Source organism: Streptomyces sp. NPDC028314, from assembly GCF_055565795.1.
The window spans coordinates 339,487-360,431 of sequence record NZ_JBVHTP010000001.1 but is presented as its reverse complement, the minus strand read 5'-3'; the positions used below and the strand labels follow the sequence as shown (position 1 = coordinate 360,431).

Here is a 20,945-nt window from a genome sequence, read left to right as displayed (position 1 = left end):
CCGGAGCGCCCCGCCGCTCAGCCGTGGCTCAGGAGCACCTCCAGCAGCTCCTGCGGCGCCTCCCGCATCACGTTGTGGCCGCTCTCGACGGCGTGCGTGCGCCACTGCGGCGAGCCGCTCAGCCGCTCGTACAGGGCCGCGAACGGCGAGGGCGTCGGCCACTTGGTGGCGTAGACGTACGACTTCTCGGCGAAGCGGTCCAGGTCGCCCTCCAGGCGGACCGCCTGGAGCAGCGAGGCCAGCGGATGCGGGGTGGCGCGCGGGTCGAAGAAGGGGAGCGGGGCGCTGGTGTAGCCGTTCTCGCCGGTGCCGTCGAGGTACCACGCGCGCTCGTTCTCCGTCACCAGGGACCAGGTGGACTGACCGTCCTGCGGGACCATCGCGTCCACGTACACCAGACCCTTCACCCGTTCCGGGACCCGGTCGGCGGCGCCGGTGATGACCATGCCCCCGTAGCTGTGGCCGACCAGCACGGCGTCGGTGACCGCCTCGTCCTCCAGCAGGTTCACCACGTCCGCGATGTGGGTGTCCAGGTTCACCGAGGGGGTCAGCAGGTGCTTGCGGCTGCCCAGTCCGGTGAGGCTCAGCGGATAGGCGTGGTGCCCGAGGCGCCGCAGTTCACGGGCGAGCGGCTCGAAGGTCCAGGCGCCGTGCCAGGCGCCGGGGACCAGGACGTACGTGGTCATGCCCGGACTCCCCGCATCGCGTCGGCGCCGGCGGCCCCGGCTGCCCCGGTGATCAGTACGATCTTGCCGGTGGTGCGCCCGGACTGCGAGAGCTCGTGCGCCTTGCCCGCCTCCGCCAGCGGCAGTACCTCGGCGATGTGCGGGCGCAGTTCACCCCGCTCGGCGAGCGCGGCCACCTCCCGCATGCCCGCGTGGTCGGCCTCCACGGCCATGAACACCGCCCGGACCCCGAGCGCCGCCGCCTCCTCGGCCAGGGCTCCCTCGCCCGGTGAGGCGAGGGAGACCACGATGCCGCCCGGGCGCAGGGTGCGCAGCGAGCGCGGGCCGTACGCGCCGCCGATGGTGTCCACGACGACGTCCACGCCGGACACCGACGCGGCGAAGTCGGCGGTGCGGTAGTCGACCATCTCGTCGGCGCCGAGGGAGCGGACGAAGGCGTGCTTGGCGGCGCTCGCGGTTCCGATGACGTACGCGCCACGGGCCTTGGCGATCTGGACGGCCAGGTGGCCGACGCCCCCGGCCGCCGCGTGCACCAGCACCCGCTGCCCCGGCCGCACGTCGGCCGTGTCCACCAGGGCCTGCCAGGCGGTGAGGGCGGCCAGCGGGAGGGCGGCGGCCTGGACGTGGTCGAGTCCGGCGGGCTTGTGGGCGAGGTGCCGGGCGGGGGAGGTGGCGTACTCGGCGTAGGTGCCGGCCGGGATGGGGTGGCGGGGCATGCCGAACACCTCGTCGCCCGGCCGGAAGAGGGTGACGCCGATGCCGACGGCCTCGACGGTGCCGGAGAGGTCCCAGCCGAGCGGGACGGGCGGCACGTCGGCGCCGGCCAGGCCGCCGGTGGCGCGGTGCCAGACGTCGGTGGGGTTGACGGCCGCGGCGTGGATCCGTACGAGCACCTCGGCGGGGCCGGGCTCGGGACGCGCGGTCTCGGTGAGGCGGAGCACCTCGGGTCCGCCGAAACCGGTCTGGGTGATGGCCCGCATGGTCCGCCCGGCCTGCCCGGCCTGCCCGGCCTGCTCGACCTGCTCGTTCTGTGTCTTCGTCGTCATGTGATCAAGGATGCCGATCGGGTCCGGGGCGGACGAGTGGCCGGAGTGACACGATGTGAAAAGATCTGGCCATGCCTCCTGAGCGGACCCACCGGGTCGTCGTCCTGGCCCTCGACGGGGTCTACCCCTTCGAGATGACCATCCCGGTGCGGATCTTCGGTACGGCCGAAGGCCCGGACGGCGCGCCCCTGTACGAGGTCCTCACCTGCAGCCTCGACGGCCGCCCGGTCCGCACCAGCGCCGACTTCGGCATCACGGTGGAACACGGCGGCGAGGCCGTCGCCACCGCCGACACCCTCGTGATCCCTCCCTTCATATGCGGCCCCGGCGCGGACGGCGCGGACGCGGGCGCCGTGGACTGGCTGCCCGCCGAACTGGCCCGGACCCTGTCCCGGCTCCCGGCGGGCGCGCGGATCGTCTCGATGTGCACGGCCTCCTACGTCCTGGCCACCGCGGGCCTCCTCGACGGCCGCCGGGCGACCACCCACTGGAACGAGGCGGAACACTTCCAACGGGCCTTCCCCCGGGTCAGGGTCGACGCGGACGTCCTGTTCGTGGACGGCGGCCAGGTGCTCACGGCCGCCGGGGTCGCCGCCGGAGTGGACCTCTGCCTGCACCTGCTGCGCCGCGACCACGGCAGTGCGGTGGCCAACCGGGTCGCCCGGCTGTGCGTCGTACCGCCGTGGCGGGAGGGCGGGCAGGCGCAGTTCATCGAACGGCCGGTGCCCGAGGTCTCGCAGGCGAGCACCGCGGCCACCCGCGAGTGGGCGCTGAGCCGGCTCGGCCGCCCGATCGCACTGGCCGAGCTGGCGCGGCACGCGGGGATGAGCGTACGGACCTTCTCGCGCCGGTTCCGCGACGAGGTCGGGATGACGCCCGGGCAGTGGCTGACCCGGCAGCGCATCGAGCACGCCCGGCGGCTGCTGGAGGTCACGGACCTGCCGGTGGACCGGATCGCGCGGGAGGCGGGCCTGGGTACGGGCGCCTCACTGCGCCGGCACATGGCGCACGCGATCGGGGTGGCGCCGATGGTGTACCGCCAGACGTTCCGCGCGCGGGCGAACTAGGCCGTCCCGGCCGTCCCGGCCGCCTGGGCTGCGGCCCGGGCTGCCGACCCCGCGCCCGCGGTGGATCGGGCAGGGCCTTCGGTGGGGCATGATCGGGGGATGTCTGATCGCATCATTGCCGCCTGCGACGGGGCGGCCAAGGGGAATCCCGGGCCCGCCGGGTGGGCTTGGGTCATCGCCGACGCCGAGGGGCGCCCCGAGCGCTGGGAGGCCGGCCCGCTCGGCCGGGCCACGAACAACGTGGGCGAACTCACCGCCCTGCAAAGGCTGCTGGAGGCGCTCGCCCCGGGAACGGCGGTCCAGGTGCGCATGGACTCCCAGTACGCGATGAAGGCCGTCACGCAGTGGCTCCCGGCGTGGAAGCGCAACGGCTGGAAGACCGCGGCGGGCAAGCCGGTCGCCAACCGGGAGCTCGTCGAGAGCATCGACGCGCTGCTGGCCGACCGGGAGGTGGAGTTCCGCTACGTTCCCGCCCACCGTGAGGACGGCGACCACCTGAACGCGATCGCCGACCAGGCCGCCAGCGACGCGGCGCTCACCCAGCAGGCGGCGGGCACCGCCCTGGGCCACGCGTCCATGCCGGTACCGGCCCCGGCCCGGAGCACCCCCGCCCGTACCGCACCCGCCCGCGCGGGCGCCGCCGCCCGCAAGGCGGCGCCCGCACGCGGATCCCGGTCCATCAAGGCGAAGTTCCCCGGCAACTGCCCGTGCGGCAAGCCGTACGCGGCCGGCGAGCTGATCGCCAAGCTCGGGACGCGCTGGGGACACCCGGACTGCGGCGGTACCGTGACCGAGGCCGCCGCCACGACCTGACCGCGGCCGCGGGTGCATGAGTACGCGTACTCATGCACCCGCGGCCGGGTGTGGGGACAGTGGGCGCATGACGAGATCAGCCACGCAGCCCGCCGTAGACCTCCCGAACAGCGAGACCGCCGGACGCGGGTGCGCCGCCTCCTTCGGTCTGCTCCTGCTGGAGGGGCTGGCCGTACTGGGCGTGGTGGTCGGCCTGTTCGGGGCGACGTTCACCCTCGATTCGAGCCGCCCGCGCCCCGAAGTGCGCCTGGACGGGTACCTGGGCGCGCTCGGCGTCGTGTTCGTGTTCGCCGTGGTCGTCGCCGTCGTCGCGGGACGGCGCGGGGCGCGGGCGGTCGTGTGGAGCCAGGTCGTCGTGATGGGCCTGCTGCTGGCGGCGATCGTCGCCGGAGGCGCCGTACAGCAGCACGAGGACGAGCTGAACAAGCCCGCCCCGGGATTCACCGGCATGGTCGGCTGCCGCAGCGGCGGAGACAACAGCGAGTGCGCGAACACCGGCAGCTGACCTGTCCGCCGTACGCGACGCGGGGAAGCCCCGCTCGCCCTCAAGCCGGCCCGGCTCCCGCGTCGGCGGCGAGGACGGCGGGCGTGGGGCCGTCCGGGCGGACCGTGATGCTGTACGCGGCCTTCGTGGGCACGGAGCGGAAGGCCACCGTGTGGGCGGGCAGCAGGTGTTCGAGGAGTACGGCCGACTCGCGGAGGGCGAACTGGAGGCCCAGGCAGGCTCGCGGGCCGATGCCGAACGGCAGGTAGGCGCCCGGGTGGGTGGGGCGGCGGCCCGGGTCCGTGAACCGCCGGGGGTCGAACCGCTCGGGGTCCGGCCACAGTCCGGGGTCGCGGTGGGTGAGGTACGGGCAGACCAGCACGTCGCTGCCCGCTTCGACCGCGTACCCGGCCAGGGTGTCGTCCTCCAGGGCGTGCCGGGGCAGGATCCAGGCCGAGGGGTAGAGCCGGAGCGTCTCGTTGACCAGGGCCCTGACGGCTTCCCGCCGCTCCGGCGAACCCGCGCCGCCCGCGGCCAGGGCCTCCTCGCGGGCGGCGGGATGACGGTCGAGGAGAAGGTAGAGCCAGGTCAGGGTGGTGGCGGTGGTTTCGTGGCCGGCGACCAGCAGGGTCACCAGTTCGTCCCGGACGAGCCGGTCGGTGTACTCGGGCCGTTCGGCGGAGGCGTCGAGCAGTACGTGCAGCAGCCCCGGGCCGTCCGGGCCCGCGGCGCTGTCCCGGGCGGCCTCGATGGCGCGCCGGGCCACGGAGTCGATCCGGGCGAGGTCGTCGGCGACGGCCTCCCGGGCATCGACGGCGCCGGCGGGCAGGGTCGGCAGCGCGGCCACGACGGTTGCCACGGAGGCCAGTTCGCGGTCCGTGCCGTCGTCGAGGGGGTGCCCCGTGAGGGCGCGCCAGATGGTGTCAAGGGCGAAGCGGCGCATCTCCCCGCCGAGGTCGAGCGTCTGCCCGGCCCGCTCGTACCCGGCCCAGCGCTCGGCGGTGGTCCGGGCGGCCGCGGAGATCCGCTGCTCGTAGCGGCGCATCCCGGTGCCGGTGAACTGGGACTGGAGCACGCGCCGTTGCCGCTTCCAGGCCTCGCCGGTCGCCGAGAGCACACCGTCGCCGACCAGCAGGCGGGCGCGGTGCGAGCGCTTGACGTACCGGTCCGGGTGCAGGGCGAGCACGTGCTGGACGGCCTGGGGATCCGTGACCAGGACGGTGGGGAGCGGCCCGAGGCGGAACGCCGCGACGGGGCCCAGCTGTTCGCGGGCCAGGGTCAGCAGGTCGACCAGTTCGCCGCCTGTGGAGCGCCACCGCTCCACGAGGGCGGGGTCCAGCTCCGGGACCGGACGGCCTGCCCGGGATGTGGTCGACGGGACGGTGGTGGGGTCGGTTCCGGTGGCCACGGGTCTGCTCCTGTTCGACCGCTGGACATGGTCCCATGGGTGAGGTCCCCGATGGAGTTCGGGCATCACGGACTGTACGGGAGTGGATGTGCTGGGTGACAACCCCTTCGGCCGCATGTGCTCCCGTTCCGGCCACCGGTACGCAACGCCAGGCCGAGACTTTTCCGTGACCGATCGATCACCCTCTGTGGCGTAAGGCGCCGTCGGTGCGCGCCGGCGCGCGGACGACATGTCCCCGTTCCGGATCGCGCGCAGAATTGGGAGGAGCAGCCCGCGACCGTCGCGCGGCCGCCGGGCAGTCACCCGTGAGGGGATCCTTCGATGGCACCGGACCGGCTGGGGGGCGAGCAGGATCCCGGCCCCCTTTGGTCCGAGCCGGGATCGCTGCTGGAGCACGTGGCGGTGGCCGTGTTCGGCATCGACGACGACGGGCGGGTCTGCTACTGGGGCCCCGGCGCGCAGGGCCTCTTCGGCCACGAGGCGCGCGCGGTGCTGTCCGGGCCCGCGGCGGCCCTCTTCCCGGCGTCGGCGCCCGGCGCGGCCGGACTGCTCGTGGAGCGGGCCCGGACCCTGGGCTACTGGCGGGTACGCCTGCCCGTCCTGCACCGGGACGGCACGGTCTTCGACTGCGGCTTCCGCGCCTTCCCCATGGCCGGCGCCGCGGGCGGCTCCGTGACCATCGGGCTGGCGAGCCGGGCGGACGAACTCGACCGGGTGAAGACGAACCTCTCCTTCCTCGACGCGCTCTTCGAGACCTGCCCCATCGGCCTGGTCATGCTCGACGAGGACCTGCGCTACGTCCACCTCAACCAGGCGCTGGCCGACATGGACGGCATCCCGGTCCAGGAACACCTCGGGCGCCGTATGGCGGACATCATGATCACCTCCGACGACGGCGAGTACCAGCGCATGCTGCGCGGCGTCGCCGACGGAGGCCGGACGGTGGTCGGCACCCTCGTGGGCCTGCGTACGACAGGGCATCCGGACCGGGACCAGGTGCGCTCGGTCAGCTTCTTCCCGCTGAGCGGGGCGGGGGACACCCGGCGGGGCGTGGGCGGGCTCCTGGTGGACGTCACCGACCGCGAACGGGCGATCCTGGAAGCGACCACCGCCCGGCAGCGGCTGGCACTGCTCGACCGTGCCGCGGCGCGCATCGGCACCACCCTGGACGTGGAGGTCACCGCGCAGGAGCTGGTCGAGGCCGTGGTGCCGGAGTTCTGCGACGCCTCCGTGGTGGAACTCGTGGAGTGGATGGACGAGAGCGCGGACTTCGACCCGCGGCTCCCGCTGTTCACCCGCAGGATCGCGTTCGGGACCACGCTCGGCGCGCCGGCCGTCGAACTCCTCAGCGGCCTGCAGGAGGTGACGTACCCGCCGGGCTCCAGCATCCACCAGATGCTGAGCTCCGGCCGCCCGGTCTGCGTTCCGGTGAACGAGGACTTCGTGACGCGGACCGTCATCCATCAGGAGCGCGCGCAACTCCTCATGGACAGCGGGCTGGTCTGCATCCTCATCGCTCCGCTCATCGCACGCGGCACGGTGCAGGGCATCGCCATGTTCGGCCGCTCGGAGGGCCGGCCGGAGTTCGCCGAACAGGACCTCCGGCTCGCGGGGGAGCTGGCGTCCCGCGCGGCCCTCTGCCTGGACAACGCCCGTCTGTACAGCAGGGTCCAGGACATCGCGCTCACCCTCCAGCGCGCCCTCCTGCCCAGCGCCCCGGCGGCCGGCCCGTACGTGGACATCGCCCACCGGTACCTGCCCGGCGGCCGCATCACCGAGGTCGGCGGCGACTGGTACGACGCGATCAGCCTGTCCGGGGACCGCGTGGCCCTCGTCGTCGGCGACGTGATGGGCCACGGAGTGCCCGCCGCGGCGGCCATGGGCCGGCTGCGGATCACCGCGAAGGCGCTCGCCCGGCACACCCGGGAGCCCGAGGCGCTGCTGGAGGAACTCGAAGCCTGCGCCCAGGAGGCCGGCATCGGCTGGGCGACCTGCCTGTACCTGCTCTACGACCCGCACACCGGCCGCGCCCGGTTCGCCAACGCCGGCCACCCGCCGCCCCTGGTGCGCCACCGGGACGGCACGGTCGACACCCTCGGAGAGGTGCTGGGGGTTCCCCTCGGCGTGGGCGGCGTGCCCTTCCGGTCGATGGAGGCCGAGATCCCCGAGGGCGCCACGGTGGCCCTGTACACCGACGGGCTCATCGAGGCGCGCGGCCAGGACATCGACACCGGTATGGACGCGCTGCGCGCTGAGCTGCGCCGCCCCATGGGCTCGTTGGAGGAGGCGGCCGACCGGATCCTGTCGAACCTGCTGCCCGACACCGCGACCGACGACACGGTCCTCGTCCTGGCCCGGGTGCGCCGCGCCCGGTGACCGCACGCCGGCGGGCCGCGCCGGCTGCGACTTTTGGATCTTTCCCTGTATGGCCATTACGCCTTCGGATCGTAGGGGTTGGGGCGTTTACACCGAAAGAACGTCTGTTACTGTGCCCGCTCCTGGATGTTCATCCACCAATCCATCTCCCTGGAGCGCCCCGCGCGTTCGAGGTCGTTGCGAGGTGTCTTGTACGTGTACAGCACTCCGTTCTCCCCCGACGAGGCCAGAGCCGCCCGCGCCCGCATGGGCCTGACGACGGCCCAGGTGGCCGAGTCGATGGCGTCCTGCGGCGCCCCCGTCCACCCCCAACTGGTCATGGCCTGGGAGCAGGGCTCCCACGCGCCGTCGGACCAGCAGCTCTTCGCCCTGGCCGCCGTCCTGTGGTGCGATACGACGACCCTGATGGGGGTCGAGCCGCGCACGCTGGCGGAGTACCGGCTGGCCCACCGGCTCACGGTGGAACGCCTGGCCTACCGCATAGGCATGGACCCGGCCGAGTACCGCGCGGCGGAGGCGGCGCGGGAGTGGCACGGGGACACCTGGCAGACCAGGGCACTGGTGGAAGCGCTGGGCCTCTCCTTGCGCAAGCTCATCGGGATCATGGGCAGGGTGGACGAACTGGCCGACCACCTGCGGTCGGCCATCGACGGACGCTGGAAGGCGCACGTCGAGCCGGTGGCGGAGATCGTCGTCGTCGACGCGACGAGCGTGGGCGACGCGCTGCGCACCATGCACGCCGAGTTCGCGGAGTTCTCGGAGCGGTACATGGGGCACCTCGTCGCCCTGAACGACGACTTCCGGCTCAAGGAGATCAAAGCCGAGCGGGCCGCATACCTGCGCCGACTCGTCGACCACTTCTGGGAGTTGATCGGCGAGGCGGGTGAGGCGTCCCCGTTCCCGGCCGGAAGTCCGTGACGCGGTAGGGCGGCCGGGGCCGGGAGGCGCGCCTCCCGGCCCCGCCCCGGTTCAGCGCGCGGCCGCCCCGAGACCCTCCTCCTCGGCGTCGTCCCAGTCGATCTCCATCGTCGTACGGCTGGTGAAGACGTTGAAGAGCAGGTTCAGCGTGATGGCGCTCAGTGCGCCCAGCGTGATGCCGCTGTCGAGCACCGCCCGCAGACCGTCCGGCATCCGGTCGAAGAACGGCCCGACCGTGGCCGGCAGCAGCGCCGCGCCGAGACTCACCGCGAGGATCAGGGAGTTGCGCTCCTCGCGCAGATCGACCTTCCCCAGGATCTGGATGCCGACCGCGGCGACCATCCCGAACATCGACAGTGCGGCCCCGCCGAGCACGGGGTGGGGGATCGAGGCGACGAGGCTGCCCGCCTTGGGGAAGAGGCCCAGGGCGATCATGAACACCCCGGCCGCGACGACCACGTACCGGCTCATCACCTTCGACATCCGCACCAGGCCGATGTTCTCGGCGAACGCCACGTACGGGAACGAGTTGAGGACACCGCCGAGGGCGGTCGCGACGCCGTCGGCGCGCAGAGCCCGGGCCACGGTGTCGGTGTCGACGCGCTTGCGGGTGATCTCCCCGATGGCGTAGACGTCTCCGGTGGTCTCCACCATCGTGATCAGCATGACGACGAGCATGGCGGCCACCGGGAGCAGCTCGAACCTCGGCATGCCGAAGTGGAAGGGCGTGGTGACCCCGAACCAGTCGGTGTCACGGACCGCGGAGAAGTCCGCGTCGCCGAGGGCCCAGGCGACCGTCGTGCCGCCGACGAGTCCGAGCAGGACGGCGAGGCTGCTGAGGAAGGGCCTGCCGATCCTGGCGATCGCCAGGACGAACAGCAGGGTGCCCAGGGCGTACGCGAGACTGCGCGCGGAGCCGTAGGCGGCAGTGCCGATCAGCTGGGCGCCGCCGGCCGCGTCCTGAAGGGCCACCGGGATGAGGGTGATGCCGATGATCGTCAGGATCGTGCCGATGACGATCGGCGGGAAGTACTTCACCAGCTTGCTGAAGACGGGGGCGAACAGGAACGTGGCTATGCCCGCCGTGATCACCGCTCCGTAGACGACGAGCAGCCCGGCGGTACCGCCGCCCGCCCCCGTCCCGATGGCGATCATGGGGGATACGGCGGTGAACGTGACGCCCTGGACGAGCGGCAGCCGGGCGCCGATCTTCCACACGCCCAGGGCCTGGATGATCGAGGCGATGCCGCAGGTCAGGAGATCGGCGTTGATGAGGTGGACGAGCTCCTGGCGGGACAGCCCGAGGGCGTTCCCGAGGAGGACCGGAACGATGACCGCCGCCGCGTAGAACGCGAGGACGTGCTGGAAGCCGTACAGGGCGAGCCGCGGAACGGGGAGCAGCTCGTCGACGGGATGGGACTGCCGCTGGCGGGAGGCCTGCCGGGCGGACTGTCTGGGAACGCGTGCCATCTCTGCCTTGCCTTCGCGAGGTAGGTGAATGAGAAGCCGCCGCCCCTCCGGCCCCGGGTGACGGGACGGGGGCAGGCCGGATCATGCCGAGCCGACATCGGGCGGTGTTGCCGACACCACGTCGCTCCGCACTGCATTCGGGTCCTGGAGTGGCAGGAAACCCTTCGATCGATGCGCTGGGGGTGCGCTTCTGCTTGGGATCCCAAGGGGATCTCGACCGAGGGCGCTCACCATAGCCACATGTGGTGTTTCCTCGCGAGTAACCGGTGGCCGGGACCGGTCGGCCGAGGGGAGTCCGAGGGGAGTCCGGGGGGAGCCCGGCAGCGGTCCGGCGGGGGTCCGGCGGAATCAATCAGTCCGCCTCGCGGGGATCCGGCGCGTGTTCGGCCGGTATCTGCCTTATTACCTGCGGAACGCGGTCTCTAGCATCCAGAGCGATCCGGTACTCGTTCCGCGACGCGGCCGGACAGCCGGGCATCTTCACGAGTTCAGGCCCCGACCCGACGGTTCTTGCCGTCCGGGCCGAGGCGTATGCGTGAGCGGCCGGCTGGACCCCCCCACACATCAGGCAAGGCCCCCCGATACGACCGATCGGAGCATCATGCCCGGTGCCTTACTCGCCGGCGGCGCGACTGCCGTGTTCCTCGCCGGCACGTTCCTCGCCCCGCAGGCCCCCGCCGCCATCACAGTGCCGCCCGACAAGATCGTCATCGAGCTCGCGACCGTCAACGGCTCCGGCTGTCCGCTGGGTACCGCGGCCGTCGCCGTGGCAGCGGACAACACGGCCTTCACCGTCACCTACAGCCAGTACCTGGCCCAGGTCGGCGTCGGCGCCCAGCCCACGGACTTCCGCAAGAACTGCCAGCTCAACCTGATCGTGCACGTCCCGCAGGGCTTCACCTACGCCGTCGCGCGCGCCGACTACCGCGGCTACGCCCACCTGGAGAGAGGCGCCAACGCGACCCAGAAGGCCTCGTACTACTTCCAGGGCTCGTCCGACACGGCGAGCCGCAGCCATCGCTTCGACGGCCCGTTCGACAACAACTGGCAGGCCACCGACTCGACCGACTGGGGGCAACTGGTCTGGGCGCCCTGCGGCGCCCAGCGCAACTTCAACATCAACACCGAGCTGCGCGTCAACGCGGGCACCTCGGACCCGAAGAAGACCAACAGCTTCATCGCGATGGACTCCACCGACGGCGACATCCAGACGATCTACCACCTTGCCTGGAAGACCTGCCCCGAGCGCTGATCCGCACTGATCCGCGCCGACCCTCATCGGGCGCGGGCCCGGCGGCAGGTCCGCCGGGCCCGCACCACCCCGTACGCGTGGCCGGAAATCGACCAGTTCAACCAGTAATGTCCGCCCGCTTTATTACCCACTGTCAATACTGGGCGCCCAATAGGTTCATATGACACCTGTGTACGGTTGTACGGTGCCGCGCAGGTGGCGGCCTACAGCATCGGGCGACTCCAGGACTGAACGTGACCCATACCGAAATACGCGCCGGCGCCCCAGGACCCGCTCTGGGCGCCGACCCCACCGTCCCCATGGAGGACTCCGGCCTTCGGGGTGTCGGCCGGCGCGTACGGGCGAACCTGCTGCGTGCACGGAAGGCGCTGCTGATCCACATCGCGCTGCGTGCCACCGGACTGGCCGTCATGGCGGTGTGGGCGCAGCGCAAGGGCGTGCAGCCGCTGGAGATCCTGGGCGGGCGCTGGGACGCGGTGTACTACCTGCACATCGCGGAGAGCGGGCTGACCACGCCGCTTGCCTCGCCGTCGCCGTGCGGGTTCGCCGGGCCGGGATGCCAGATGGCGTTCTTCCCGGTGTACCCGATGATGATCCGCTACACCTCCTACCTCACCGGTCTGCCGATGAACTGGGTGGCGATGGGGCTGGCGCTGTTCGCGTCGGTCATCGCGGCCTGGGGCATCTTCGCGGTCACCGACAAGATCTACGGCCGCCGGGTCGCGCTGTTCACCTGCGCACTGTTCGCGATCGTGCCGGCCGCGCTGGTGCAGTCGATGGCGTACACCGAGCCGCTGTTCCTGGCGCTGTCGGTGTGGGCGATGTACGCGGTGATGTCGAAGGCCTGGCTGACGGCCGGCACGCTCGCGCTGGTCGCCGGTGCCACCCGGCCCTCGGGATCGGCCATCGTGGCCGCGGTGGTGCTGGCCGCGGTCTGGGAGTTCGTGCAGTGGCGCCGCAAGAAGCGGACCAAGCGGCCCCCGGTCGGCCGGATGGTCACCGCTTCGCTGATCGCGCCCCTGGGCTGGTTCGGCTACGTCGGATACGTCGGCTACCACTTCGGGCGCTGGGACGGCTACTTCGAACTCCAGCGCCGCTGGGGCTCGGTCTACGACGGCGGTTTCGACACGCTGACGGAGCTGAAGAAGACCTTCACCGAGGTCCACACCACCCTCAACCACGTGGTGGTCTCCCTCACCGTGGTGACCGCGGTCATCCTCTTCGTCATCATGACCCGCCGGCGCCGCCCCCCGGCCGTCGTCTGGATGTTCACGGTCGTCATCATGCTGATGGCGCTCGGCGGTGCGGGCTTCTACTTCTCCAAGATGCGTTTTCTCCTCCCCGCCTTCCCGCTGCTGTTCCCCTTCGCCCTGGCCCTCGCCAGAGCCAAGCGCAGCACCGTCCTGTGGATCGTCGGCGGCGCCACTGTCACCTCCGCCGTCTTCGGCGGCAACCTCAACTTCGTCTGGTGGGGCAACCCCTGACCGGATCCGGATCCGGTCGGACCTCCAGGTGCTCAGGAGCTCAGGAGCTCAGGAGCTCAGGAGCTCACGGGGCGGAGCCGGACCGGCAGGACCCGGTGGCCGTTGCTGATGAGGGAGGCGACCGGCCGCAACTCGGCGGCGGGAACCGCGAGCTCGATGCCGGGGAAGCGGTCGAACAGCTGCCGTAGGACGGCCGCCACCTCCAGGCGGGCCAGGGGCGCGCCCAGGCAGAAGTGGACCCCGTGTCCGAAGGCCAGGTGCTCCTTGGTGACCCGCGTGACGTCGAAGGCGTCGGCGTCCGCGCCGTGCCAGCCGGGGTGGCGGTTCGCGGCCGCGTAGGCGGCGAGGATGGCCTCGCCCTTGGTGATGACCTGTCCGTCGGGCAGGGGGATGTCGGCCACCGCGAAGCGCATCGGCAGATGCTTGACGGCCGGCTCGTGGCGCAGCGTCTCCTCCACCACGTCGCCCCAGCCGGCCCGGCCGGCCCGTACGTGGTCCAGCTGTTCGGGGTGGGTGAGCAGGGCGGTGATGGCCTGGTCGATGACGTTGACCGTCGTCTCGTATCCGGCGCTGATCATCAGGAGCAGGGTGTCGCGCAGCTCGGTGCCGGACAGCCTGGAGCCGTCCCCTTCCTCGTCGCGGGCCGAGATGAGGAGGGAGGTCATGTCCTCGCCGGGCGCGGCGCGTTTGGCGGCGATGAGCCGGTCGAGGACGTCGTACGTCCGGACGGTGTTCGTCGCCGCCTGCTCGGGGGTGAGCGTGGTGTCGAAGACCGCGTCGACCACCGCGCGGAACCCCTCGCGCTGCTCGGCGGGAACGCCCATGAGGTGGCCGACCACCGCGATGGGCAACGGGTACGCCAGCCGTTCCCGCAGGTCCGTCACCTCGCCCGGCGGGACGGCATCCAGCTCGTCGAGCAGACCGGCGACGAGGTCCTCGACGGTGTCCCGGAGCGCGGCGACGCGGCGGGCGCTGAAGGCGGGAGCCACGATCCGGCGCAGCCGCCGGTGGTCGGCGCCGTAGGCGGTGAACATGTTGCTCACCGCGACCCAGAGCGCGAGGGGCCACGTCTGCACGGCCCGGTCGAACTCCGGCCAGTGCGCCCTGGCGTCCTTGGACACCGCCGGACTCGTCAGCAGCTGCTTCAGGAGACCGGGATCGGTGACGGCCCACGCGGCCACTCCGAGGACGTCGACCCGGGCGGCGGGCCCCTGGGCACGTAACAGCCGGTGTTCGGTGTGCCGGTCGGACCCCGAGGGGTCGAGGACGAGCGTGGCGGGGGGCAGGTTCACGACGGATCCTTCGCGAGACGGGAGAACGGTCCTGGCACCACTGCCTTCCCGGAGACCGGTACGGGCAACCGCTCAGACCGCGCTGCAACAGCCGTCCCGCAGCATCAGGTGCCGCTCCTGCTGCCAGTCGACGACGTCGGCCGCAGCCTGCGGCGCCCGGCCGTAGGCGGCGACGAGGTCCTGCGCCGAGTGGTGCGTCCCGCCGCGGAGGACGGCGGACGTACGGACGAGGCTGTCGAAGTCGCTGAACGGGTCGCCGTCCACGACCGTGAGGTCGGCGAGCTTGCCCGCCTCGACGGTGCCCAGCTCCCGGTCCAGGCCGAACAGCCGGGCCGGCAGGACGGTCACGGTCCGCAGCGCCTGGGCGGCGGACAGCCCGCCGCGGTGCAGGCCGCGCAGCCCCATGTGCAGGGACAGGCCGATCGGTACCAGCGGCGCGTCGGTGCCGAGCGCGACCAGCCCGCCCGCGGCCAGCACCCGCCGGTAGATGTCGGTCTCCCGGCGCAGCGTCGCCAGCTGCTCGGGCGTCGGCGCCGTGCGAGCGGCCTGACGTACCAGATCGGCGTCCCAGGGAGCCATGACCGCCGTGACGCGCGGGTCATCGGCCAGCCGCGGATCGGCTCCCAGCAGCGGGACCGAGGTGAAGGGCGTGGCGACGAGGGCGAGACGCCCGGCTCCCGCACCGTAGATCTCGGTCACGTCCTGGTAGGCGTGCCCCGAAGCCGTCACGACGTGCCCGGACTCGGCGCGCTCCGTCGCCTGGAGGTGGGTGGTGAGGTCCTGCCCCAGCTGGACGGCCAGCGACGCGAGATGGCTCCCGCACCGCACGCCGAGCCGTTCGTGGGCGAACCGGGCGGACCGCTCCATGACCCAGGACGGCGCCCGGACGTACGTCTTGACGAAGTCCCAGTCGAGCGCCGCGCCCCGTTCCAGGGACCTGCGCAAGCCCTCCTCGGTCCGGTGGGCGCGGCCCATGCTGTAGGCGACGCGCGCCCCGTCGAGGAGTTCGCCGCAGGTCAGCAGCCGGGGCCCGGCGAGTTGCCCGCACGCCACCGCCTCGCGGATACGGGCCTGCTCGTACGCGAACCCGCCCAGCGAGACGGCGGTGGTGATCCCGTACGTCAGCTGGCCCACGCTCTGGCGTCCGCCGTACGTGCTCTGCCAGGGGTGGGTGTGGGTGTCCCACAGGCCGGGTACGACCGTCCGCGCCGAGGCGTCGATGCGGCCCCGCGCGCCCGGGCGGGACGCGCGGTGCGGTTCGACGGCGGCGATGCGCCCCGCGCGGACCACGACGTCGACGTCCTCCCGTACGGCCTCGCCCGTGCCGTCCCACAACCGTCCCGCGTGCACGACCGTGTCGACCGGCGTGGACCCGGGCCGGTCGAGCGGCAGCCGGACGGTGCGCGGGGGCCCTCCCGCCACGTCGACGAGCCGCAGCCGGCCGGACGACAGGTAGAGCAGGGTCTTCGAGTCCCCCGACCACGAGGGGTGGTCGGCCGGTTCGGTCGTCAGCCGGCGCAGGTCCCCGCGCGGGGTGCCGTCCGGCGCGACGGGCAGCAGGCACAGGGCGGATTCGACGACCACGGCCATGTGGCGGCCGTCGGGCGACCAGACGGGCCCGCTGTCGTACCGGTCCGACACGGAGGTGTGGGGGGCCACGGCATGGAGGCGGGCCGCCCCCGTGCCCGTGTCGACCACCCGGATCAGGTTGTACCCCTCCCGGAAGCGCATGTTGAGCCGGTTGCGGTCGCACAGCGCGAGGTGGATCCCGTCGGGCGACCAGCTGGGCCGGCCGGGCAGCCCGCCGCCGCCGAGCGGGGCCGCGACGACCTGCTCCGTACCGCTCGCCAGATCGCGGACGACGAGCCGGCCGACCAGGTCGAGGCACGCCAGGCGTCTTCCGTCCGGCGACAGGGCCGGGAAGACCCGGCCGCCCGTGGCCAGCGTGCTCTCCTGCCCCGTGGCGAGGTCGCGCCGGTGCACGCCCATCAGGCCGTCGCGGTCGTCGCAGTACAGGAGCGAGCGCCCGTCGGGTGCCCAGGTGGGGCCCAGCAGATAGCGGGTCGGCGCCGCCCGCCTCAGCCGCCGGGGCGGCCGGCCGCCCGAGGCGCCGCCGAGCCACAGCGAGTTCAGCGCGGCGAAGGCGATCTGCCGCCCGTCGGGCGACAACGCCGGCAGGTGGATGCCCCGGACCGGCCGGACGCGCCCGTCCCCGAGGTCGTACCGCTTGACCCGGTAGCCGGGCCGGTCCACCGTGAGCCCGGCGCGGAAGGGGACCGGCCGCGGCCGGTCCGGCGACTGCGGGCGCACGAGGGTGAACTGCCCGTCGACGGTCAGCAGCAGCTCCCCGTCGGCCGTCCAGCGCGGCGGCAGGGCGCAGATGTCACCGCCGACAGGCAGCGGGCGGCCGTCCAGGAGGAGCTCGCAGGACGCCTTCGGCGATGCCGTGGTCCGCAGCACGGCCACCCGGCGCCCGTCGGGGGCGACGGCCGGGGCCATGAGCTGCGCGCCCGCCCCGGTCTCGGTGAACTCGACGGCGACCGGGCCCGCACCGTCGGCGCGGACGGAGACGACGGTGCGGGCATCGGTCCGGGGCCCGGTCGCCGCGGGCACCACCGCCGCGCGGACGAACAGGATCCGCTGCCCGTCCGGCGACCAGGTGGGGTCGAAGTCCTCCCACGGCCCCTCCTGCAGCGGACCGTCCTGCCCGGCGAGTCCGGTCAACCGCGTCAACAGGCCGGTGCGCAGGTCCAGTACGTGGATCCGGTACGGCGCGCCGCTCACCGGGTCACCGGCCCGCTCGGAGGCGAAGGCGATGCGGGTCGCGTCGGGGGACCAGGCCGGGCCGCGGTCGTCGAAGTCTCCCTCGGTGCGCTGCCGCAGCCCCGACCCGTCGGGCCGCACGGTCCAGAGGTGGTAGTTCCCGCCGCCGTAGGCGCAGAAGGCGACGAGCGAGCCGTCGGGGGAGTACACGGGCCGGCTCGCCTCCAGCCCGACGTCGGTGACCGGCACGGCCTCGCCCCCCGAAGCCGGCAGCGACCAGAGGACGTTGTGGATCTCGGCGATCAGCCGGTCCCCGGCCGGCGAGAGGGTGGCCGCCCCGTTGGTGGCCGCGGTGAAGGAGAACGAGGCCGTGGTACGGGTCCGTGCCGCGGCCGCCCCTGTCCGGCCCAGCCCGGCGACCCCGACGGCCCCGGCGGCCGCGAACAGCCGCCGCCGGGACAGGACCGGGGGCCGGCTACTGGCGTCGGCGTTCATCGGGCACCACGTCTCCGCATCCGGTCGTCGCCGGGGCCCGGCGGCCCCGGGCCCCACTGACCGCCCGGCTCAACGACCGGCCGCGCCCACGGTCACCCGTACCGAGCCGCCCGTCAAGGCCGCCTCGGGCCGTACGCGGCGAGGGGCCATCGGACGGCCCGGCGCATGGAGGAACAGGGCCCGGGTAGCCGCGTGCTCGGAGCATCCGGCCGGGCGCACCGGCGCCCGGCGGTCCGGAACGCTCCCGCGACGAACAGCATGGAAGGGGTTCCCGTGTCACACGTAGAGGAGTACGTAGAGGTCAACGTCCCCGTTCGGACGGCCTACAACCAGTGGACGCAGTTCGAGGAGTTCCCCGCCTTCATGGAGGGCGTGGAGCGAGTGGAGCAGCACGGCGACACCCTGACCCACTGGGTGACGAACGTGAACGGCGTGGAGCGCGAGTTCGACGCCCGCATCACGGAGCAGCTCCCGGACCGGCGCGTCGCGTGGATGACCGTGGACGGGGAGGCGCGCCAGGCGGGGATGGTCACCTTCGACCCGATCGACGCGACCACCACCAAGATCGTCCTGCATATGACCTGGGCTCCCGAAGGCCTCGCCGAGAACGCCGCCGACAAGCTCGGCTTCGTCAAGCGTCAGATCAGCGGCGACCTGAAACGGTTCAAGCTGTTCATCGAGGCACGCGGTGTCGAGACCGGTTCCTGGCGCGGTGAGGTGTGAGCGCGGCTAGAGTCGCAAGGGTGGACGAGGGTATCCGTACGGCCTCCCGAGGCGGCACGCTCCGCGGCGTGACCGCGCGCTGCGGGCTGGCGACCCGCGGGGTGCTCTACGTGCTCATCGGGATCCTGGCCGTCCGGGTCGCCCTCGGCGGCGGCGGCGAGGAGGCCGACCGGCAGGGGGCACTCCAGGAGCTCGCCGGGAAGCCGTTCGGCGGTGTCCTCGTCTGGGCCGTCGGCATCGGCCTGGTGGCCATGGTGCTGTGGCGCCTGTCGGAAGCGGCGTTCGGCGCGGCCGGCCCGAAGGGCGACAAGGCCACCAAACGGCTGGCTTCGGCAGGCCGCGCCGCCTTCTACATCGTCGCCGCCTTCTCCGTCCTGTCCTTCGCCACGGGCTCCGGCGGCAGCCGGTCCGGCGACGAGCAGTCGCGCGACCTGACGGCGAAGGCCCTGGAACTCCCGGCCGGCCAGTGGCTGGTGGCCGCGGCCGGGATCGCCATCGCGGTCGGCGGCGCGGTCATCGCCGTACGGGCGGCCCAGCGCAAGTTCCGCAAGCACCTGGACATGAGCGGGGTGTCCCCGGAGGCCCAGAAGGCCGTCGAGGCCCTCGGCGTCACCGGCGGCCTGGCCCGCGGCACCGTCTTCGCGGCCGTCGGCGGCTTCATCGTCTACGCCGCGGTGCGCTACGACCCGAGCCGGGCGAAGGGGCTCGACGACACCCTGCGCACCTTCACCCAGACCCCGGCCGGCCCCTGGCTGCTGGTGGCCGTCGCCGTCGGGCTGGTGCTGTTCGGAGTCTTCTCCTGGGCGATGGCCCGGTGGCGCAAGGTCTGATCCTGGCCCGCGACGGTAGACGGACCCCGCCGGGGACGGCGTCCGACCCGATCACGTAGAAAGGGCACGGCGAAAGATCACAGCGAAAGAGCCGGGCCGGCGGCATGGGGCCGCACCCTGTCCGGGACCGGCCTCACGCATCCCGACCCCCGAAAGGCCTCGTGTGTACAAGGAACGACTCCCCAGGACCTGGACGGCCATCTGCGTGGGCCTCTACCTGGCGATGGTCATCAAGCTGGGAGTCGATGCCGTTCCGGAAGACACCGGGGTGTGGCTGATCGTCTCCGCCGCCTATCTCCTGATCCTGGTTCCCTGCATCGCGGTGCCGCTCTCGAAGGCCGTCTACAACCGCATCGTCGTCGACGGGGACCGGGGCATCCTGCGCGTCGGCCGTGAACGGCTGGCACTGGCCGACATCGACCCGGCGTCCGTCCATGCGGAACTCCAGCACGCGGTCCCCGGACCGGTCGCCCGGTACGCGGCCTCCGCCGGTGCGATCGACGCACCCGTGCCCGGGCTCCGGGCGGCGGACCGCGGAGCGCCCCGCCTGGTGGGCGGCGGCTGGGGCGTCCCCATGGGCATGGACAGCGTCGTGCTCACGACACGCGGAGGCGAGGCGCTGTCCGTCGCCACGCACGACAGGACCGCCCTGCTGACCGCTCTCGCCGCCGCGCTGTCGAAGCGGTCCTGAGCGGTCCCCGCCCCGCCGCACTGTCGAAGTGGTCCTTGAGCGGTCCCCGCCCCCGTGCCCTGCCCGCCCCGTCCGGGAGCGGGCCGCGGAGGCGGGACCCGCCTCGCCGGGCCGCCGCCGGAACCGTCAGGCCGGGCCGCCCTGGCCGCCCTGTCCGTTCTTGATCATCTCGGTCATGTCGGCCGTGTCGGCGGCCGGCGGGACGGCGACGGACTGGGCGACGCCGAAGGACAGGAAGTCGATGTTGACCGACGTCGTGCCGATGACCTGGTTCATCCGGGCGGGCATGCCCTTGTCGTCGACCCACACGTCCGTGACGAGGTCGCCGTTCGCGCCCAGCGCGCCGAACGCGGAGGCGGCGTCGCCCAGTTTGTCCGCCGGGATCGTGGCGTGGTAGTGGACGGCGCTCTTGCCGTTGACGTCCTCCTTGCCGACCTTGGTGACACCCCTGGCGTACTTGAGCGTCTTCAGGCCCGCGGTCGGGTCGTTGTCGGCCTTCATGCTGTCCGCGCCCTTGTCGCCGAGGAGGGCGGAGGCTTCGACCTTCAGCCAGCTCTTGCCCTTGAACGGGCCGTCCTGCGCCGGGTCGACACCGTAGTAGTACGACCCCTCCACGAGCCGCATCGTGATCGTGCCGTCCGCGACCATGTCCTCCATGCCGAGGTCCTTGGCCGGCATCTCGGTCTCCATCGCGAGACCGTTGCCCCAGGAGTAGACGCCCTTCATCTTCACCGGCTTGTTGTCGGTGTCCGGAGACGTCAGGACCATGCTGATGTCGGCCGAACCCGCCTTCGACGCCTCGTCGGACGCCTGGGCCAGCGCCGAGACCAGGGTCTCCGCGGAGTCGGCCGCCTTCTTGGTCACGGTCGCCGCCGAACAGCCGACCGATCCCGCCGCTATGAACAGCGCCGCGGTGACAGCCGCGGCAGCCTTGCCTGCCTTCATTTCCCCACCCCTACTTCTTCACGTACTTCTTCACGTACGTCTTCAAGCCGCTCACATTCTTATGAGGAGCCTACATTCGGGATCGCGGCCGCGATCAGCCGGGCGGTGCGGCCCGGTCATGGAACCGCGCCGCCGATCCGTACGTCGTGCTCCACGACGAGCACGCGCGCCCACCGGCGGCGCGCGCCGGGTTCCGGGGGAT

17 protein-coding genes are annotated in these 20,945 nt (G+C 72.7%); 10 read left to right on the top strand and 7 right to left on the bottom strand.

What is annotated here, in order from left to right:
* Nucleotides 1-17 precede the first annotated feature (17 nt).
* Together ACZ4TG_RS01675 and ACZ4TG_RS01670 are read right to left on the bottom strand one after the other, a co-directional pair.
* Nucleotides 18-686: an alpha/beta fold hydrolase gene (locus ACZ4TG_RS01675; RefSeq protein WP_468159309.1), complete on the bottom strand. Its 669-nt coding sequence runs from the start codon at nucleotides 684-686 to the stop codon at nucleotides 18-20.
* The gene (locus ACZ4TG_RS01670; protein WP_468159766.1) at nucleotides 683-1,666 is read right to left on the bottom strand and encodes an NADP-dependent oxidoreductase; all 984 of its coding nucleotides are present in this window, start codon (nucleotides 1,664-1,666) and stop codon (nucleotides 683-685) included. Before ACZ4TG_RS01670 ends, ACZ4TG_RS01675 begins: the two co-directional genes overlap by 4 nt.
* Nucleotides 1,667-1,803: 137 nt before the next feature.
* Here ACZ4TG_RS01670 and ACZ4TG_RS01665 point away from each other — a divergent pair, with 137 nt between their 5' ends.
* From ACZ4TG_RS01665 to ACZ4TG_RS01655, 3 genes are all read left to right on the top strand, one after another.
* Nucleotides 1,804-2,799: a GlxA family transcriptional regulator gene (locus ACZ4TG_RS01665; protein ID WP_468159308.1), complete on the top strand. Its 996-nt coding sequence runs from the start codon at nucleotides 1,804-1,806 to the stop codon at nucleotides 2,797-2,799.
* A 99-nt stretch (nucleotides 2,800-2,898) separates the two neighbouring features.
* Nucleotides 2,899-3,612 (top strand): ribonuclease H family protein, encoded by a 714-nt coding sequence (locus tag ACZ4TG_RS01660; RefSeq protein WP_468159307.1) that lies wholly within the window; start codon nucleotides 2,899-2,901, stop codon nucleotides 3,610-3,612.
* Between the two features lie 67 nt (nucleotides 3,613-3,679).
* Entirely contained in the window at nucleotides 3,680-4,117 is a 438-nt protein-coding gene (locus ACZ4TG_RS01655; RefSeq protein WP_468159306.1) for a DUF6234 family protein, read from the top strand.
* 40 nt (nucleotides 4,118-4,157) lie between these two features.
* On the opposite strand, the gene ACZ4TG_RS01650 is transcribed toward ACZ4TG_RS01655, so the two are convergent.
* Nucleotides 4,158-5,504 carry a cytochrome P450 gene (locus ACZ4TG_RS01650; protein WP_468159305.1) on the bottom strand — a complete coding sequence of 449 codons (1,347 nt, stop codon included), beginning with the start codon at nucleotides 5,502-5,504 and terminating at the stop codon, nucleotides 4,158-4,160.
* A gap of 321 nt (nucleotides 5,505-5,825) precedes the next feature.
* On the opposite strand from ACZ4TG_RS01650, the gene ACZ4TG_RS01645 reads away from it, so the two are divergent.
* Both ACZ4TG_RS01645 and ACZ4TG_RS01640 read left to right on the top strand, forming a co-directional pair.
* On the top strand, nucleotides 5,826-7,880 hold the full coding sequence (locus ACZ4TG_RS01645; RefSeq protein WP_468159304.1) for a SpoIIE family protein phosphatase: 2,055 nt from the start codon (nucleotides 5,826-5,828) through the stop codon (nucleotides 7,878-7,880).
* 195 nt (nucleotides 7,881-8,075) lie between these two features.
* The gene (locus ACZ4TG_RS01640; protein ID WP_468159303.1) at nucleotides 8,076-8,798 is read left to right on the top strand and encodes a helix-turn-helix transcriptional regulator; all 723 of its coding nucleotides are present in this window, start codon (nucleotides 8,076-8,078) and stop codon (nucleotides 8,796-8,798) included.
* 51 nt (nucleotides 8,799-8,849) lie between these two features.
* On the opposite strand, the gene ACZ4TG_RS01635 is transcribed toward ACZ4TG_RS01640, so the two are convergent.
* Complete coding sequence (locus ACZ4TG_RS01635; RefSeq protein WP_468159302.1) at nucleotides 8,850-10,268, bottom strand: nucleobase:cation symporter-2 family protein; 1,419 nt, start codon at nucleotides 10,266-10,268, stop codon at nucleotides 8,850-8,852.
* A gap of 601 nt (nucleotides 10,269-10,869) precedes the next feature.
* Between ACZ4TG_RS01635 and ACZ4TG_RS01630 the strand changes: the two genes are divergently transcribed.
* Together ACZ4TG_RS01630 and ACZ4TG_RS01625 are read left to right on the top strand one after the other, a co-directional pair.
* On the top strand, nucleotides 10,870-11,520 hold the full coding sequence (locus ACZ4TG_RS01630; RefSeq protein WP_468159301.1) for a DUF4360 domain-containing protein: 651 nt from the start codon (nucleotides 10,870-10,872) through the stop codon (nucleotides 11,518-11,520).
* 233 nt (nucleotides 11,521-11,753) lie between these two features.
* A complete protein-coding gene (locus ACZ4TG_RS01625) occupies nucleotides 11,754-13,004 on the top strand; it encodes a glycosyltransferase family 39 protein (RefSeq protein ID WP_468159300.1) in 1,251 nt (416 codons plus the stop codon).
* 56 nt (nucleotides 13,005-13,060) lie between these two features.
* Here the strand turns inward: ACZ4TG_RS01625 and ACZ4TG_RS01620 are convergent, their stop codons facing one another.
* Both ACZ4TG_RS01620 and ACZ4TG_RS01615 read right to left on the bottom strand, forming a co-directional pair.
* Nucleotides 13,061-14,296 carry a cytochrome P450 family protein gene (locus ACZ4TG_RS01620; protein WP_468159299.1) on the bottom strand — a complete coding sequence of 412 codons (1,236 nt, stop codon included), beginning with the start codon at nucleotides 14,294-14,296 and terminating at the stop codon, nucleotides 13,061-13,063.
* A gap of 72 nt (nucleotides 14,297-14,368) precedes the next feature.
* Nucleotides 14,369-17,554 (bottom strand): amidohydrolase family protein, encoded by a 3,186-nt coding sequence (locus tag ACZ4TG_RS01615; protein WP_468159298.1) that lies wholly within the window; start codon nucleotides 17,552-17,554, stop codon nucleotides 14,369-14,371.
* Between the two features lie 273 nt (nucleotides 17,555-17,827).
* On the opposite strand from ACZ4TG_RS01615, the gene ACZ4TG_RS01610 reads away from it, so the two are divergent.
* From ACZ4TG_RS01610 to ACZ4TG_RS01600, 3 genes are all read left to right on the top strand, one after another.
* Nucleotides 17,828-18,277 carry an SRPBCC family protein gene (locus ACZ4TG_RS01610; RefSeq protein ID WP_468159297.1) on the top strand — a complete coding sequence of 150 codons (450 nt, stop codon included), beginning with the start codon at nucleotides 17,828-17,830 and terminating at the stop codon, nucleotides 18,275-18,277.
* 20 nt (nucleotides 18,278-18,297) lie between these two features.
* Nucleotides 18,298-19,107, top strand: coding sequence for a DUF1206 domain-containing protein (locus ACZ4TG_RS01605; RefSeq protein WP_468159296.1), 810 nt, complete (start codon nucleotides 18,298-18,300; stop codon nucleotides 19,105-19,107).
* 163 nt (nucleotides 19,108-19,270) lie between these two features.
* Nucleotides 19,271-19,798: a hypothetical protein gene (locus tag ACZ4TG_RS01600; protein WP_468159295.1), complete on the top strand. Its 528-nt coding sequence runs from the start codon at nucleotides 19,271-19,273 to the stop codon at nucleotides 19,796-19,798.
* 126 nt (nucleotides 19,799-19,924) lie between these two features.
* Here the strand turns inward: ACZ4TG_RS01600 and ACZ4TG_RS01595 are convergent, their stop codons facing one another.
* The gene (locus tag ACZ4TG_RS01595) at nucleotides 19,925-20,743 is read right to left on the bottom strand and encodes an SCO4651 family lipoprotein (protein ID WP_468159294.1); all 819 of its coding nucleotides are present in this window, start codon (nucleotides 20,741-20,743) and stop codon (nucleotides 19,925-19,927) included.
* Between the last annotated feature and the right edge of the window lie 202 nt (nucleotides 20,744-20,945).